Origin of the sequence: Xanthobacter sp. 91 (assembly GCF_000702385.1) — a bacterium.
In the GTDB taxonomy this organism is placed as follows: domain Bacteria; phylum Pseudomonadota; class Alphaproteobacteria; order Rhizobiales; family Xanthobacteraceae; genus Xanthobacter; species Xanthobacter aminoxidans.
The window spans coordinates 3,644,738-3,659,574 of record NZ_JNIB01000001.1 but is presented as its reverse complement, the minus strand read 5'-3'; the positions used below and the strand labels follow the sequence as shown (position 1 = coordinate 3,659,574).

Annotated in this window: 12 protein-coding genes; 11 read left to right on the top strand and 1 reads right to left on the bottom strand. The window is 67.0% G+C overall.

Annotation, left to right across the window (positions count from 1 at the left end):
• The first annotated feature begins 4 nt into the window (after positions 1–4).
• From A37E_RS0117160 to A37E_RS0117140, 6 genes are all read left to right on the top strand, one after another.
• On the top strand, positions 5–2,314 hold the full coding sequence (locus A37E_RS0117160; protein ID WP_029557741.1) for a hypothetical protein: 2,310 nt from the start codon (positions 5–7) through the stop codon (positions 2,312–2,314).
• 282 nt (positions 2,315–2,596) lie between these two features.
• Entirely contained in the window at positions 2,597–2,902 is a 306-nt protein-coding gene (locus tag A37E_RS27720) for an Arm DNA-binding domain-containing protein (RefSeq protein ID WP_348550899.1), read from the top strand.
• 227 nt (positions 2,903–3,129) lie between these two features.
• Positions 3,130–3,621, top strand: coding sequence for an RNA polymerase sigma factor (locus A37E_RS0117155; RefSeq protein ID WP_245279363.1), 492 nt, complete (start codon positions 3,130–3,132; stop codon positions 3,619–3,621).
• Between the two features lie 28 nt (positions 3,622–3,649).
• Positions 3,650–4,621, top strand: coding sequence for a FecR domain-containing protein (locus A37E_RS0117150; protein ID WP_029557739.1), 972 nt, complete (start codon positions 3,650–3,652; stop codon positions 4,619–4,621).
• 156 nt (positions 4,622–4,777) lie between these two features.
• Complete coding sequence (locus A37E_RS0117145; RefSeq protein ID WP_051679124.1) at positions 4,778–7,228, top strand: TonB-dependent siderophore receptor; 2,451 nt, start codon at positions 4,778–4,780, stop codon at positions 7,226–7,228.
• A gap of 258 nt (positions 7,229–7,486) precedes the next feature.
• Entirely contained in the window at positions 7,487–7,873 is a 387-nt protein-coding gene (locus tag A37E_RS0117140; RefSeq protein ID WP_029557737.1) for a hypothetical protein, read from the top strand.
• 26 nt (positions 7,874–7,899) lie between these two features.
• On the opposite strand, the gene A37E_RS0117135 is transcribed toward A37E_RS0117140, so the two are convergent.
• Positions 7,900–8,142 (bottom strand): hypothetical protein, encoded by a 243-nt coding sequence (locus A37E_RS0117135; RefSeq protein ID WP_024279862.1) that lies wholly within the window; start codon positions 8,140–8,142, stop codon positions 7,900–7,902.
• A 347-nt stretch (positions 8,143–8,489) separates the two neighbouring features.
• Between A37E_RS0117135 and A37E_RS0117125 the strand changes: the two genes are divergently transcribed.
• From A37E_RS0117125 to A37E_RS0117105, 5 genes are all read left to right on the top strand, one after another.
• A complete protein-coding gene (locus A37E_RS0117125) occupies positions 8,490–8,909 on the top strand; it encodes a hypothetical protein (RefSeq protein WP_156026359.1) in 420 nt (139 codons plus the stop codon).
• A gap of 63 nt (positions 8,910–8,972) precedes the next feature.
• The gene (locus A37E_RS0117120) at positions 8,973–10,256 is read left to right on the top strand and encodes a TolC family protein (protein ID WP_029557735.1); all 1,284 of its coding nucleotides are present in this window, start codon (positions 8,973–8,975) and stop codon (positions 10,254–10,256) included.
• Positions 10,253–11,239, top strand: coding sequence for a divalent metal ion exporter adaptor subunit IhpB (gene ihpB / locus A37E_RS0117115; protein ID WP_029557734.1), 987 nt, complete (start codon positions 10,253–10,255; stop codon positions 11,237–11,239). Before A37E_RS0117120 ends, ihpB begins: the two co-directional genes overlap by 4 nt.
• Entirely contained in the window at positions 11,229–11,621 is a 393-nt protein-coding gene (locus A37E_RS0117110; RefSeq protein WP_029557733.1) for a P-II family nitrogen regulator, read from the top strand. The genes ihpB and A37E_RS0117110 overlap by 11 nt, the downstream gene beginning before the upstream one ends.
• Positions 11,618–14,824, top strand: a complete 3,207-nt coding sequence (locus A37E_RS0117105; protein ID WP_029557732.1) for a CusA/CzcA family heavy metal efflux RND transporter — start codon at positions 11,618–11,620, stop codon at positions 14,822–14,824. Before A37E_RS0117110 ends, A37E_RS0117105 begins: the two co-directional genes overlap by 4 nt.
• The last annotated feature ends 13 nt before the right edge of the window (positions 14,825–14,837 follow it).

The window sequence follows — 14,837 nt, the reverse complement described above, 5'->3', positions numbered from 1 at the left end:
CCGCATGGTGGTACGCTTCTGCCGCACACGAGCTGCTACGGCACTATCCCCTCGCGAGGTGGCGAACTTTCAGCGCTACCTGCTGGAGCTTTTGACCGAAGGGAGATCGCCGTCGGCGCAACATAGCTCGATCGACTGGAACGCAATCGCTGCTGCTTGTGAGATAGACCCCCAGATCATGGAGCAAGCGGCTCAGACGCTGTCTCCCGTACTGGAAGCGCTCTCCCGTGAGATCTCACGCAGCCGCCGCGTGTCCAAAAGAGTGAGCACGCGGATCAGCATTTCCGACGCGCTTTCGACCGTGGTCGCCCTCTGCGAGCCCAGCCCGAGTTTGGTTGGAAGCGCCCCCGCGCAGGAAAATTTGGCCAGCTCGGTCGGACGTGGTGGTGCGCGGCGCAGAGCTGGGCGACCTGCGAAGCCGGTCGTGGAGTTCCCGCCGGCAAAGACCACACATTGGCTAGATCCCTGCGAGTTCTCTGACGCATTGACGCTGCACATGGAACGCCATGACGATTCGACAAAACACCTCGCTAAAGCACTTACCGTTGGTGGCTTTCCCACGAACTGGACGACAATCCGCTCGTGGCTGCACAGCGAAAAATGCCCTCGGTCGGCTGATAGCCTAGCCGCGTTGGATTTCCTAGATCGGCGCTATCGCCTTCCGCTCGGCTACTTCAGATCCAAGCTACCAATGTCCGACCGCAGCCCATCCGCGAAGAAACTTCCTGGCATCACGGCCGCGGAGCGTCGGCGCCTGGCTTGGCACCTCCCCCATGACTTCGATCGCCGACCGCTTCATGAACGGGAAGCGATTCTCGAATGGGTCCAGCGAGTGGTCATCACCGGAACGACCGAATATCGTCAGTTCCAGGCGGCAGCCATGAAGCACCCCTACGCGATTCGCTTCCCAGAGTTTCAGTCGAAGAAGCTGCGCCGGGCCCGCGCCGCCGTCGATGAGGAAGCGGTTGGAGCAGACCTTGATCCGGACCTTTCCGGCACCGTCACCGACGCTCCCGCAGGGCTCGCGGCCGAGATGGCGCAGCTCGTGCGGTTCAAAACATCGACGCTCACAAGTTTCGGCCTGCAGCGCAGCGGCGTATGGGGTGAAGAGACGGCCTCCCAGCGGATCGAGCATTTCGGCCTGATGTTCGGGGCCCTGGCGGCGGCACCCAGTGGGGCAGTCCGCGGGTTCGGCGTGCCGCTTGAAAACCTCACGTTCGGTCTGCTGGTCTTCCCCATCGTGTGGGATTGGTACGTGCAATGGCGCGAGCGCCGGCGCGGCTTCTTCACTCGGTGGGAGTCGGAGATGCTGGCGCTCGGACTGTCCTTCACGAGAAAGGACACCGGATGGATCCGGCAGCATCCGGCGCTGGCCGACCGGCTGCGCCCTATCCCCAACCTCATCACCGAGACGGACATCGCGAAGGCGCGCGGCGACTGGGAAGGTGCCTGCGACGTCTTCCAGAAGCACGCTCATGCAAGGGTACGGGAGATCAACCGCGTCGTGCGCGTCCATCGCGACCCGTTCGAGCCGATCCTGGCGGTGCTCGAGGCCGAAAGCCCCGTGCGCGAATATCTTAAGATCCCCGCCGAGATCCTCCGCCTCATGCCCGACACCAAGCGCTATCCAATGGCGGCAGCTGAGGCGGTTCGCTCCTTCCTGATGATCCGCCTAGGGCTCCACCTCGGCCTGCGGCAGAAGAACCTCAGGCAGCTTCTCGTCTGCCCACGCGGGCAGGCGCCGGCGACCGAACGCCAGTTGGAGGATGCGAAACGAGGAGAACTGCGCTGGAGTGAGCGGGAGCGGGGCTGGGAGGTGTTCATTCCAGCCTGCGCCTTCAAGAACGCCACGTCCTCCTATTTCGGTTCGAAGCCGTTCCGTCTGGTGCTGCCCGACCTCGGCAACCTCTATCACTACATCGACGCCTATATCGACCGACACCGGAAGGTGCTCCTGCGAGGAGCCTCCGATCCCCGCACCTTCTTCGTCAAGTCGGTGAAGGCTAAGACGGCGGACCCGGCGTATTGCCAGAACACGTTCTATGAGGCGTGGCGGCAGACGATACAGCGCTATGGCATCTACAATCCCTACACCGAGCGCGGCGCCATCAAGGGGCTTCTGCCCCATGGGCCGCACAACGTCCGCGATGTCCTGGCGACGCATATCCTGAAGGTGACGGGCTCCTACGAGCAGGCGAGCTACGCAATCCAGGACACGCCCGAGATGGTCGCGAGCCACTACGGCCGGTTCCTGCCGCAGGACAAGGCCGCGCTCGCAGCTCAGATCTTGAACCGGGTATGGGAGGCGGCCTGAGCGGCCGTCGTCCCGTCTATTCCCGCGTGATCCCGGCAGTTCGCCGGATAGCGCCCTCCAGGAGCATCGCCCCGATTTGTTGGCATTTGTGTTGGCACCAACTTGATGCAAGACTGAAATTTATAACTATTTTCAACTAGATATGCGAAAATTAAGGTGCCCTCACCCGGCACCATTTCCCGGTCGGCCCACGTCGATTGACGCCGATAACTCAAACAAAATCAACGGACTGAAAGCCCCGCTCGTCGGAGGCCGCCTTTGGGCATCTGCTGGCATCGTCAGGTGCCAACAAATCCCGATGCCAGCAATCTGGCGCTTTCCGATGCCGTCGTTCGTTCCACCAAGCCCCAGCCGCGCCCCGTAAAACCGTCTGGCGGAGGCGGCTTCCACCGGCTCGTGACGCCCGCCGGCGGCCGCCTTTGGCGCCTGGCTTACCGATTCGATGGCGGCTGGGGATCACCAAGCACTCGCTCTACGAGTGGAGGAAGCGGAACGGCAACGGCGTCCTTGTCCGACACCCGTCGTCGCCGGACAGCCAGTGCTGCCCGGATCTCACGGCAACTCAATTCGCGCGCGCGGCACCGGTGATCCAGCTGGTGGAGAGCACCCCACATTCGAACAATTCAAATTATTATCTGAATGCAAACCTCTCACCTTTCGACCAGCCTTCATCAATTTTGGACGACTATTTATTATAGTTCCAAATCAACGCGATTGATCCCTCAGGTCAGAACGGATACCTCCTTCATACTCAATTCAAATATTTCTCCTGCCCCACCACGATGACTGCGAAACCTGATGCCGCTGGCGATCTGATGCTGGCCTACATGCGCCAATGGCACGACCTGCGCGGCCACCTCAGCAGGCGCGTGGGTTCGCGAGACCTTGCCGAGGAGGCGCTCCAGGAGACCTGGCTACGGCTCGCCGGCATGGGACAGGCGCGAGCGGAGGTGCGCGATTGCCACGCCTTCCTGCTGCGCATCGCGGGGAACATTGCCATCGATCTGTTGCGGCGCGAACGCCGTCATGTCGCGCGGCAGATCAGCAACGAGGCCGTCCTGCGCGAGATTGCCGACGCCGCCCCCTCCCCCGAGGCCTATGCCCTGCACCGCGACGAATTGCGGGTGCTGGTGGCCGCCCTTGCCGAGTTGGCGCCGAAGCCTCGCGCTGCCCTGCTGCTGAGCCGCTGCGACGGGCGGACCCATGCCGAGGTCGCGGCGCAGCTAAAAGTCTCCGAAAGCATGGTCGCAAAATATCTGGTGCAGGCTCTGCGTCACTGCCGCGACCGCCTGAGGGCATTGGGCTAACTTCAAGGGTTCGTTGAGACATACCCGCATGACGCACACGCCGCCCCAGTCCTCCGCAGCGGTCGCCCGCCCCTCCATCGCGGCGAGCGATCGCGCCATTGAATGGGTCGTGCGTATGCATTCGGGAGCGCCGGAGGCTGAAGCGGAAGCCCGGGCCTTCGCCCGCTGGCGCGCGGAAAGTCCCGAGAACGAGGCGGCGGCGCGAGAAGCCGAGGCGCTCTGGCATGGGCTCGGCGGTGCCGGCGTCCTGGCCCGGGACGCGAAACGCAAGGCGTCGCGGGAGAAGATCACGCGCCGCGCGCTGATCGGCGGCGGCGCCTTCGCCGCCCTGGGCCTCGGAGCGCTCGCAGCCGGCGCCATCCGCGATCGCCTCGCCGCGGATGTCGCGACCGGCGTCAACGAGGTGCGGACAACCGAACTGCCGGACGGTTCCCGCGTCCTGCTCAATGCCAGTACGGCGCTGGCGCTCGATTTCAGTGCAACGGAGCGGGGTGTGAGACTGCTGTCCGGGCAGGCCATGTTTACCGTGGCGCGCGATCCGGCGCGGCCGTTCGTCGTCACCGCGGGGGATGGGCGGACCCGGGCCATAGGCACGGCCTTCGACGTGGACATCCGGCCCGACGGCGTGGTGGTGACGGTGGTGGAGGGCGTCGTCGCCGTGGCGACGGCAGCCGGCGGAGCAGGTGCCATCCTGCGCGCCGACCAGAGCCTGCGCTATGACGGACGCGGACGCGTCATCGGCCCGCAGGCGGTGAATGCGGATGCCGCAACCGCCTGGCGGCGCGGGAAGCTCATCTTCGATCGCCGCCCCCTGGTGGAGGTGGTGGCAGAGCTTCAGCGTCACACCCACGCGCGCATCATCATCGCCGGCAACCGCCTCAAGGGCCTGGAAGTGACAGGCGTGTTCGAGTTGGACGACCCCAGTGCCGTGCTGGAAACCATCGAGCAGACGCTCCCGGTGCGGGTCGTGCGCCTGCCGCTGATCAACGTCATCCTCTGATTGGAAAAAAAGTCGCCCGCGCCGGTGCAAGGTCGCCGGGCTGGTTTCGTCCTTGTCCTTGAAGGTCCTGAACGGCGGCGCGCTGGCGGGCCGGCCTCAAGGAGAGAGACGATGGCGGCGGTTGGGAATGGCGTCCGGCGACGGGCGCGCGGAGCGTTGACACGAACGGCATGGCTGACGGGTGCAGCCATCTGCGCCCTGGTCGCGACAGCCTCGGCCGGTCGTGCGCAGTCTGGCGATGCGCCCCCCGGCATCGCCTTCAGCATCCCTGCGCAGGATCTCGGCAGCGCGCTCACGACCTTCGCCGACAAGGCCGGCGTACGCCTGCTGTTCCCGTCTGATCTGGTGGCTGGGCGCCGCACGCCCGGGTTGACCGGCACCTATTCGCGCGATGCCGGGCTGGCGCGCTTGCTGGCGGGCACCGGCCTCGTCTACCGCTTCACGAGTGCCAACACGGTGACCATCACGGCGCCTCAGGCGCAGGGCGCGACAGGGGCCGGCGACGCATGGCTCGGCATGGTGGATGTGCAGGGCGAGGACACCCAGCAGGTGGTGGCGCTGGAGACCTCGGCCGGGACCAAGACCGAGACGCCGCTCATCGACACCCCGCAATCCATCAGCGTGGTGACGCGGGCGGAAATGGACCAGCGCGGCGTGCAGGACTTCAATTCCGCCGTGGCTTACACCCCGGGCGTGCGGGCGGTGGACTATCCCGGCGGCCAGGGCATGCCGGACATCTATATTCGCGGTTTCCGCGCGATCGACCAGAATGCCAATTTCCGCGACGGCCTGCGCAACGGCTTCAATAATTATGACGCCGACATCGAGGTCTATGGCCTCCAGCGCCTGGATGTGGTGAAGGGGCCGGCCTCGGCTCTTTACGGCGCCGGCACGCCGGGCGGCATCATCGATGCCGTCACCAAGCGCCCCACATCCGCGCCGCTGCACGAGATCGAGATTCTCGGCGGCAGTTACGACCGCATCCAGGGCGCCTTCGACATCGGCGGACCGGCGACCGAAGACGGGACCTGGCTCTATCGCCTCACCGGCCTGATCCGGGACAGCGGCACCCAGATCGACTATTCCCCCGACAACCGCATCTACATCGCGCCTGCCGTCACATGGCAGCCGAACGCCAATACATCGCTTACCCTTCTCGCCAACTACCAGAAGACGGAAAAGGGCGGCTCCGAGCAGAGCATTCCCATGGCCAACAGCCTTTTTCCGCTGGGGCCGAAGATCTCGCCCAGCCTCTATCTCGGCGCCCCCGGACTGACCAGCTGGAACGTCGAGAACACCTCCGTCGGCTACGAGTTCAAGCACAGGTTCGAGAATGACTGGCAATTGGTCCAGAATGCCCGGTACGCTCACGCCGATGTGGACTATAACTCCGCCTGGGGCTGGGACTGGCCCATCGCGGTGGTCGACAACAAATACTACAATGTGGGCGTGCAATTGCGGCCCAAGGTGGCGGACAGCTTCCTCATCGACACCCACCTCTCCCGCGATTTTCAGACTGGGCCGCTGACACACAAGATCCTGATCGGCATCGACGGGGGGTGGTACAACTCGACCGAAACCCGCACGAACTCCACCAACTACAACTCCATCAACATATTCGCGCCGAACTACAACTTCATCTACACATTCGGTCGCCCCTGGTCGGACAGCGAGAGCACCATCTCCCAGATCGGCGTCTACGCTCAGGACCAGGTGGCCCTCAACAACTGGCTGCTCACCTTGAGCGGGCGTCAGGATTGGGTGCGCAACGAAGAGGCCAACTATTATTCCCGCACCCTCCTCGCGGACTCCGGCCTTACGGACCAAATCGCGACGGCCAATTATTCTGCTTTCACGTGGCGCGCCGGTCTTGGATACAAGTTCGACAACGGCGTGATGCCCTACGCCAGCTACGCGACCTCCTTCCTGCCGGTGGCCGGGACGGACTTCCGTGGCCAGTCCTTCAAGCCGACGACAGGCGAGCAGTACGAGGCCGGCATCAAATATGAGCCGCAGGGCTGGCGGGCCCTGTTCACGGCATCCGTCTTCCAGATCACCCAGCAGAACGTGCTCACCACCGATCCCGTCAACGTGGGCTACTCGGTGCAGGACGGCGAGGTGCGCTCGCGCGGCATCGAGCTGGAGGCGAAGGCCAATATCACCGCCAATCTCGATATCATTGCCTCCTATACCTATCTCGACGCGGTGGTGACGCAGGCCAACCCCAACGAGGCGGGCATCAGCAAGGTGGGCACCGCGCCGTCAGGCGTGCCGCACAACAGCGCCGCCCTCTGGGCCTACTATACGTTCCGCGAGGGCGCGCTGGACGGGCTCGGCATCGGCGCCGGCTTGCGCTATGTGGGCAGTTCCTGGGCGGTGATGAACGAGAGCAACGGCGGCCAGGTCGCCATTCCCGGCTATACGCTGGTGGACGCCTCGCTCCGCTACGACCTCGGCAAGCTCAATGAGCAACTGCGCGGTGCCACCTTCTCGCTTTCGGGCACCAACCTTTTCAACACGGAATATTATACCGCGGGCTTCTACGCCAACTCTGTCATCTACGGCACCCGGCGCACCATCTACGCATCCCTGAACTATCGCTGGTAGGCGGCCGGCGTCATGCCCAGCCCGATCTTTGATATCAGGCGCTGGGACCGGAAGACGCCGGACGCCGCCCTCGACAAGGCGAAGGGGCTGCGGCGACGGCGTAGAAATCACTGCACCATCCCGTCCGTCTCGCCCCTCGTGGCGAGGCCGGCTCACGCTGCGCCGCGCATTGACGGCGGCGTGGGAACGGGTGCCCATACGTAGCCGCAACATCAGAAGCGCTCTTGAGCACGATCTGGACGGCTGGGGCAAACGTTCATGACTTACATTGTGCTGATAGCGGTCGGAGGCGTTCTGCTGCTGCAGTGGAGCGGCGCCATACCGATGGATAGCGTTGGCGGCGCGCTGGTGATCGCGGCCGCTGTAATCCTGGGTTCGCTGGCGGTCGCGATCCACGAGGCATGGACGAAGCGACGGGGCGTCCTCGGCTGGATCGTCAACATCGTCGTCTCGTTCGCGGGCGCGTTGCTGATCGCTCCACTCGCCGGCGGCGTGATGGTGGCGCTGCTCCTTCCGTTCATGGACGGGGCGTCGTCACTGGCTGCGGCCGGCGGGGCCAGGATGTCTGTCGCGCTTTCCGGCCAAATGGCCCTCACGCTCCTGGGATCCTGGGGGGCGCTGTGGCTCTTGAACCGTTGGCGATGAGCCCACCGGGCGCGCCCCTGCGGCGTCTACTGTCCGACGGCATCCTTGACGCACTTCGTGGTGAAGCTGGTCTGGGCGGCGCCGCGGAGCTTCTTGTCGGTCGCCTGGGTATTGCAGGCCGCCGTCGCGTCCTTCTGGCACTTGGTGAGGAAGCTGGTGCGCGCCGCACCGGCGAGCTTCTGCGCATCGGCATTGGCGACGCAGGTATCCGCCGAGGCGGCGACGGCCGAAAACGACAGCAGGGTGAGCGCGATTGCGAGCGTCTTCATGATTCCCTCCCACAGGTGGAGACGGGAGGCTATCACCGGCCGGGACGACGTTCGATGGTGACCAAGCGTCAGACGCCGAACCACCGGCACCACAGCCTGACGATCGGGTCCAATAACAGGTTCAGGAACAGGTCCAAGAACAGGACCAGGAACAAGAGTATCCACGCCGGGTGCATGTCGAGCCCCCCGAGATGCTTTGAGGGGCATCTCGACTGTTGGCGTGTCGGGCCCAAGCGCTCCGGCCTTGGGCGGCCATCCTGATCGGCAAGACGTCCGCTGACCGTGAGGAAGACTTCGCCTTATCGCCGTGCTTGACATTGCGGGCGGCGTTGGGCTCTCTCCTCGCCATGCTCCGAACCTCGGGATGGTATTTTGCACGTTTGTGGTCGCTGGCGCTGCGCCGGCTGATCGCGGCCTGCGTCGTGCTGTCCATGGTTGCGGCCCCCGTCGCCGCCGGGCTCGTCACCCATCATTCGGACGATCTGGACAGCCCCGCCTTCGCGGCGGTCGTGGCTGGTGCGGAAGCCGCCCTTCCGCTCGTGGCTGCAAAGGATGTGGCCGTCGACAGCGCCAAGAATGGCGACGCCGCCCAGACGAAGCATGTCGTTCCCTCCGCAGACCATGACTGCCATGGCTGCGCCGCCGTGCTCCTCCCCGCTGCCGATGCCACCCGTTTGGCCGAGGTCGTGGCGGTGACGGGCACCACCGTCCCGGCGCTCGGCTCCGGCCGCGCCGTTCCCGCCGACCCCCGCCCCCCGCGCGCCTGATCCCTTCTGTTCGCACGCCGATGCGCTGCATCGGCCCATCGCAATCAGAATCCGGATCAGATCATGCCGCCCCGTGCAAACGGGCAGGCTCTCGCGCTCGCGCTCGGGGCAGCATTCGCGCTGCTTTCCGCTCTGCCCGGCCGCGCGGAGACCCAACGCCCGCTGACCCTTACCAGTGCCCTTGCGAGCGCGCTCGCAGCCAATCCGCGGCTGACCGCCGCCGAGCGTGACATCGGCATGGCCGCCGGCCGCGACCGGCAGGCCGCGGCGCTGCCGAACCCGAACCTCTCGCTGGAGGTGGACAACGCGTTCGGGTCCGGCCCCTACCAAGGGCTGGACCTTGCCGAGCAGACTTTGCAGATCAGCCAGCTGGTCGAGCTGGGCGGCAAGCGCGAGGCCCGCATGGCGGCCTCCGGGGCCGGCGTCGGCATCGCCCGCTGGGAGCGCGAGGCCATCCGCCTGCAGGTGCTGGCCGAGACGACAGCGGCCTTCGCTGGCGTCCTCGGCGCGCAGCAGCGGGTCAACATCCTCCAGGCCCAGGCCGAGGCCATCGGCCGCCTCTCCCCGCTCCTTCAGCAGCGGGTGGAGGCGGGCGCATCGTCGCCGTCCGAAATCTCCCGCGCCCGGGTGGCGGCCGATTTCGCGCGGGTGGAGCTGGACCGCGCCAAGGCGGCCCTCGGCACTGCCCGGCGGGAGCTGGCCCTCCTCATGGGCCTCGGGGCGGCGACCTTTTCCCGCGCCACGGGCAACCTTCTCCGCGTGGCGCCCCCGCCGGCGCTGCCGCAACTGCTGAAATCCGCACAGGGCAACCCGCAGCTCACCCGCTTCACCGTGCTCCAGGCGCAGCGTCGCGCCGAGCTGCGCTCGGCCCAGGCCAAGGCGGTGCCGGACGTCACCCTCGGCGTCGGCTACCGGCACTATAACGAGACCGCCGACAGCGGGATGATCTTCACCCTGTCGGTTCCCATCCCGCTGTTCGACCGCAACGAGGGCGGCATCAGCGAAGCGCGGGAATCCCTCCTCAGGGCCGAGGCCGAGGAGGCGATCGCCCGCAGCGCGTTGATCTCCCAGCTCGGGCGCGCCCACGACCAGTTGAAGGCCGCCTTCGACGAGGTGACGCTGCTGCGCGGCAGCACCATTCCCGGCGCGCGCAGCGCCTATGAAGGGGTTGAGACCGGCTACACCCAGGGCCGCTACACGCTGCTGGAACTGCTCGACGCGCAATCCGCCCTCTCCGAGGCATCCCTGCGCGAACTCGACGCGCTCGTCACCTATCACACCGCGCTCGCGACCATCGAAGGCCTCACCGGCCGTCCCGTCGCCTTCGCCAAGGGAAAATCCAAATGAGCCGCTCGGCGCGACGGGACCTCGCGATGCTGCTCGTCGGCCTTCTGGCCGGAGCGGGTGCCGCCTACACATTCTCGGACCGCGCCGCCCCGGTGGGCGGCAGCCAAGCGGCGGAAGACAGCCACGCCGAAAAGGCGGGCGGCGGCCACGGCGACAGCCATGGCGAAGGCGCCGTCGAGCTGGACGACGCCAAGCTCTCCGCCGCCGGCATCGGGCTGGAGACGGCCGGCCCGGGCACCCTCAGGCAGACGCTCCGGCTCAACGGGCTGGTGCAGACCAACCAGGAAGCCGTCGTCCAGGTGACGCCGCGCTTTCCCGGCATCGTCCGCGAGATCCGCAAGCGCATCGGCGACACCGTGCAGAAGGGCGACGTGCTCGCGGTGATCGAGAGCAACCAGAGCCTCACCAGCTACGACCTGAAGGCGCCCATCGCCGGCACCGTGGTGGACCGGCAGGTGGCTTTGGGCGAATACGCCTCCGACCAGAAGCCGTCCTTCGTGGTCGCGGACCTCTCCACCTTGTGGGTGGATCTCTCCGTCTACCGGCGCGACTTCGCCCGCGTGCGCGTGGGCGACGCGGTGGCCATCGACCCGGACGACGGAGCGCCGCCCATCATCGGCAAGGTCTCCTACGTCTCGCCCATCGGCTCGGCCGATACCCAGTCCGCTCTGGCGCGGGTGGTCATTCCCAATGACGGCCTGAGGCTGCGGCCGGGGCTGTTCGCCAGCGGCACCATCACCCTCGCCGAACAGCCCGTGGACCTCGCGGTGCGCCTCTCGGCCCTTCAATCCATCGAGGGGCGCACGGTGGTCTTCGTGCGCAACGGCGACGCCTTCGAGCCGCGCGACGTGGAGACCGGCGCACGCGATGGCGCGTTCGCCGAGGTCGTGTTCGGCCTCATGCCGGGCGACGTCTACGCGGCGAAGAACAGCTTCGTGGTCAAGGCGGAACTCGCCAAGGGGAGCGCCAGCCATGAGCACTGAGACGGCACACGAATCTCGGAACGACCTCCAGCGCATCACCGCCTTCCTCCAGCCCCATCTGGAAGCGCGGGCGGTGCAGGCGCTGCATGCGCTGGAAGAGTTTCCCGGCTTCTCCATCGTCGAGGCGCGCGGCCAGGGCCGTGGCCGCGGCGCAGGAGGAACCTATGTCGCGAGCGAATACGACCTCACGTACCAGCGCCACATCCGCATCGAGATCGTCTGCCGCGCCGCGGCGGTGGACCTGATCGTGCGCACGCTGGCGGAGGCCGGCTGGACCGGGCGGCGCGGCGACGGGGTGATCTTCGTCTCGGCCGTGGAACGCTTCGTCCGCATCCGCGAGGCCGGCACGCCGGCAGCCGAAATGCGGGAGGGCGCGCGATGATCGACACCATCCTCGCCTTTTCCATCCGCCAGCGCTGGCTGGTGGTTCTCGCCTGCCTGATGGTGGGCGCGTTCGGCGCGTGGAACTTCACCCGCCTGCCCATCGATGCGGTGCCAGACATCACCAACGTCCAGGTGCAGATCAACACCCAGGCGCCGGGCTTTTCCCCGCTGGAGGTGGAGCAGCGCATCACCTTCCCCATCGAGACCGCCATGGGCGGCCTGCCGGGGCTCCAGTACACGCGCTCCCTCTCGCGCTACGGGCTCTCGCAGGTCACCGTGGTGTTCCGCGACGGGACCGACACCTACTTCGCGCGCCAGCTGGTGAACGAGCGCATCCAGCAGGCCAAGGACCAGCTCCCGCAGGGCGTCGAGACCGCTCCGGGGCCAATCTCTACCGGCCTCGGCGAAATCTACATGTACACGGTGGAGGCGAAGCCCGGCGCGAAGAAGCCGGACGGCACGCCCTTCACCCCCACCGAGCTGCGCACGATCCAGGACTGGATCATCAAGCCCCAGCTGCGCACCGTGCAGGGGGTGGTCGAGGTCAACACCATCGGCGGCTACGAGAAACAGTTCCACGTGCTGCCCGATCCCGCCCGGCTGATGGCCTATTCCATCTCGTTCCGGGACGTGATGACCGCGCTTGCCGCCAACAACGCCAATGTCGGCGCGGGCTATATCGAGCGCAACGGCGAGCAGTATCTGGTGCGCACGCCGGGTCAGGTGGCCGGCGCCGAGGACATCCGCGAGATCGTCATTGGCTCGAAAGGCGGCACGCCCATCCGCATCGGCGACGTCTCCGAGGTGCGCGAGGGCCGGGAGCTGCGCACCGGCGCCGCGACGCTGAACGGGGAGGAGGTGGTGCTCGGCACCACCATGCTGCTCATCGGCGAGAACAGCCGCACCGTCGCCCAGCGCGTGGCGGCGCGGCTGGAGCAGATCTCCCGTTCCCTGCCGGAGGGCGTTGTCGCCCGCGCCGTCTATGACCGGGCGCACCTGGTGGAAGCCACCATCGCCACGGTGGAGAAGAACCTGCTGGAAGGCGCGCTCTTCGTTGTCGTGGTGCTGTTCGTGCTGCTCGGCAATTTCCGCGCGGCGCTGGTGACGGCCTGCGTCATCCCGCTCTCCATGATGCTCACCATCACCGGCATGGTGGAGAACAAGGTCAGCGCCAATCTCATGAGCCTCGGCGCCATCGACTTCGGCATCATCATCGATGGCGCGGTCATCATCGTGGAGAACTGCCTGCGCCTGCTCGCCGAGGAGCAGCACCGGCGTGGCCGCCTGCTGACGCGCGCCGAGCGCTTCGAGACCATCCTCGCGGGCGCCAAGGAGGTGATCCGGCCGAGCCTGTTTGGCACCCTCATCATCGCCGTCGTCTATCTGCCCGTGCTGACCCTCACCGGGGTCGAGGGCAAGATGTTCACGCCCATGGCCATCACGGTGCTGATGGCGCTGGGGGCGGCGGCGCTGTTCTCCATGACCTTCGTGCCGGCGGCGGTGGCGCTGCTCGTCACGGGCAAGGTCTCGGAGCACGAGAACTTCATCATGCGTGCGGCGCGGCGCGTCTACACGCCGCTGCTGGACGCCGCCATCAACCTGCGCGCCCTTGTGGCCGTCGGTGCGGCGGCGCTGGTGATCGCGTCGGGCGTCGCCGCCTCCCGCATGGGCGGCGAGTTCATCCCGAGCCTCGACGAGGGCGATGCCGCCATCCAGGCCCTCCGGGTGCCCGGCACCAGCCTGACCCAGTCGCTGGAGATGCAGCAGGCGCTGGAGAAGGCCCTGCTCGGGGTGCCGGAGGTGCGGGAGGTGTTCGCCCGCACCGGGACGGCGGAGGTCGCGACCGACCCCATGCCGCCCTCCATCTCCGACGGCTACGTGATGCTGAAGCCCCGCGCCGAATGGCCGGACCCCGGCAAAGCAAAGAGCGCGGTGATGGAGGACATCGAGAAGGCGGCCGAACAGGTGGCGGGCAGCAATTACGAGCTCTCGCAACCCATCCAGCTGCGCTTCAACGAGCTGATCTCGGGCATCCGCTCCGACGTGGGCGTGAAGATCTTCGGCGACGATCTCGACACGCTGCTCCAGGTGGCCGGGCAGGTGGAAGCGGTCATGCGCGCCGTCCCCGGCGCCGCCGATGTGAAAAGTGAGCAGGTCTCCGGCCTGCCCATGCTCACCGTGGCGCTGAACCGCCCGGCCATGGCGCGCTACGGCGTGAGCGTGGCGGAGGTGCAGGAGCTGGTCGAGATCGCTGTCGGCGGGCGCGAGGCCGGTGTCCTGTTCGAGGGCGACCGGCGCTTCGACATCATCGTCCGCCTGCCGGAGAACCTGCGCACGGACGTGGAGGCGCTGCGGGATCTGCCGATCCCCCTGCCGCCGGCCACGGCGGCGCCGGAGCAGGCGGTGCGCGCCGCCTGGAGACCGGCCGCCACGGGGCAGATCCGTTATGTGCCGCTCTCGGCCATCGCCAGCCTCTCGGTGTCGCCCGGCCCCAACCAGATCAGCCGGGAGGACGGCAAGCGGCGCATCGTGGTGAGCGCCAACGTGCGCGAACGGGACCTCGGCTCCTTCGTCTCCGAGGCCCAGCGGCAGGTGGCCGAGAAGGTCCGGCTGCCCGCCGGCTACTGGATCGGCTGGGGCGGACAGTTCGAGCAGCTGGTGTCGGCGACGCAACGCCTCGCCATCGTGGTGCCCATCGCGCTGCTGCTCATCTTCCTGCTGCTGTTCATGAGCTTCGGCTCCATGGCCGATGCGGCGCTGGTGTTCTCCGGGGTGCCGCTGGCGCTCACCGGCGGCATCGCGGCGCTGATCCTGCGCGGGCTGCCGCTCTCCATCAGCGCCGGCATCGGCTTCATCGCCCTGTCCGGCGTGGCGGTGCTGAACGGCCTCGTCATCATCGCCTTCATCCAGAAGCTGCGGGCGGAGGGGCGCGACATCGTCACTGCCGTCCGGGAGGGGGCGCTGACGCGCCTGCGTCCGGTGCTGATGACGGCGCTGGTCGCGTCCCTCGGCTTCGTGCCCATGGCCATCGCCACCGGCCCCGGCGCGGAGGTGCAGAGGCCGCTCGCCACCGTGGTCATCGGCGGCATCGTCTCCTCAACCATCCTAACGCTGCTCGTGCTGCCGGCGCTCTACGTGCTGTTCCGGCGCGAGCCCAAGCCCGCCGCCCCGCCCGAACCCGCGGCGGCCGCATCCCATTGACCCCAAGGAGAAA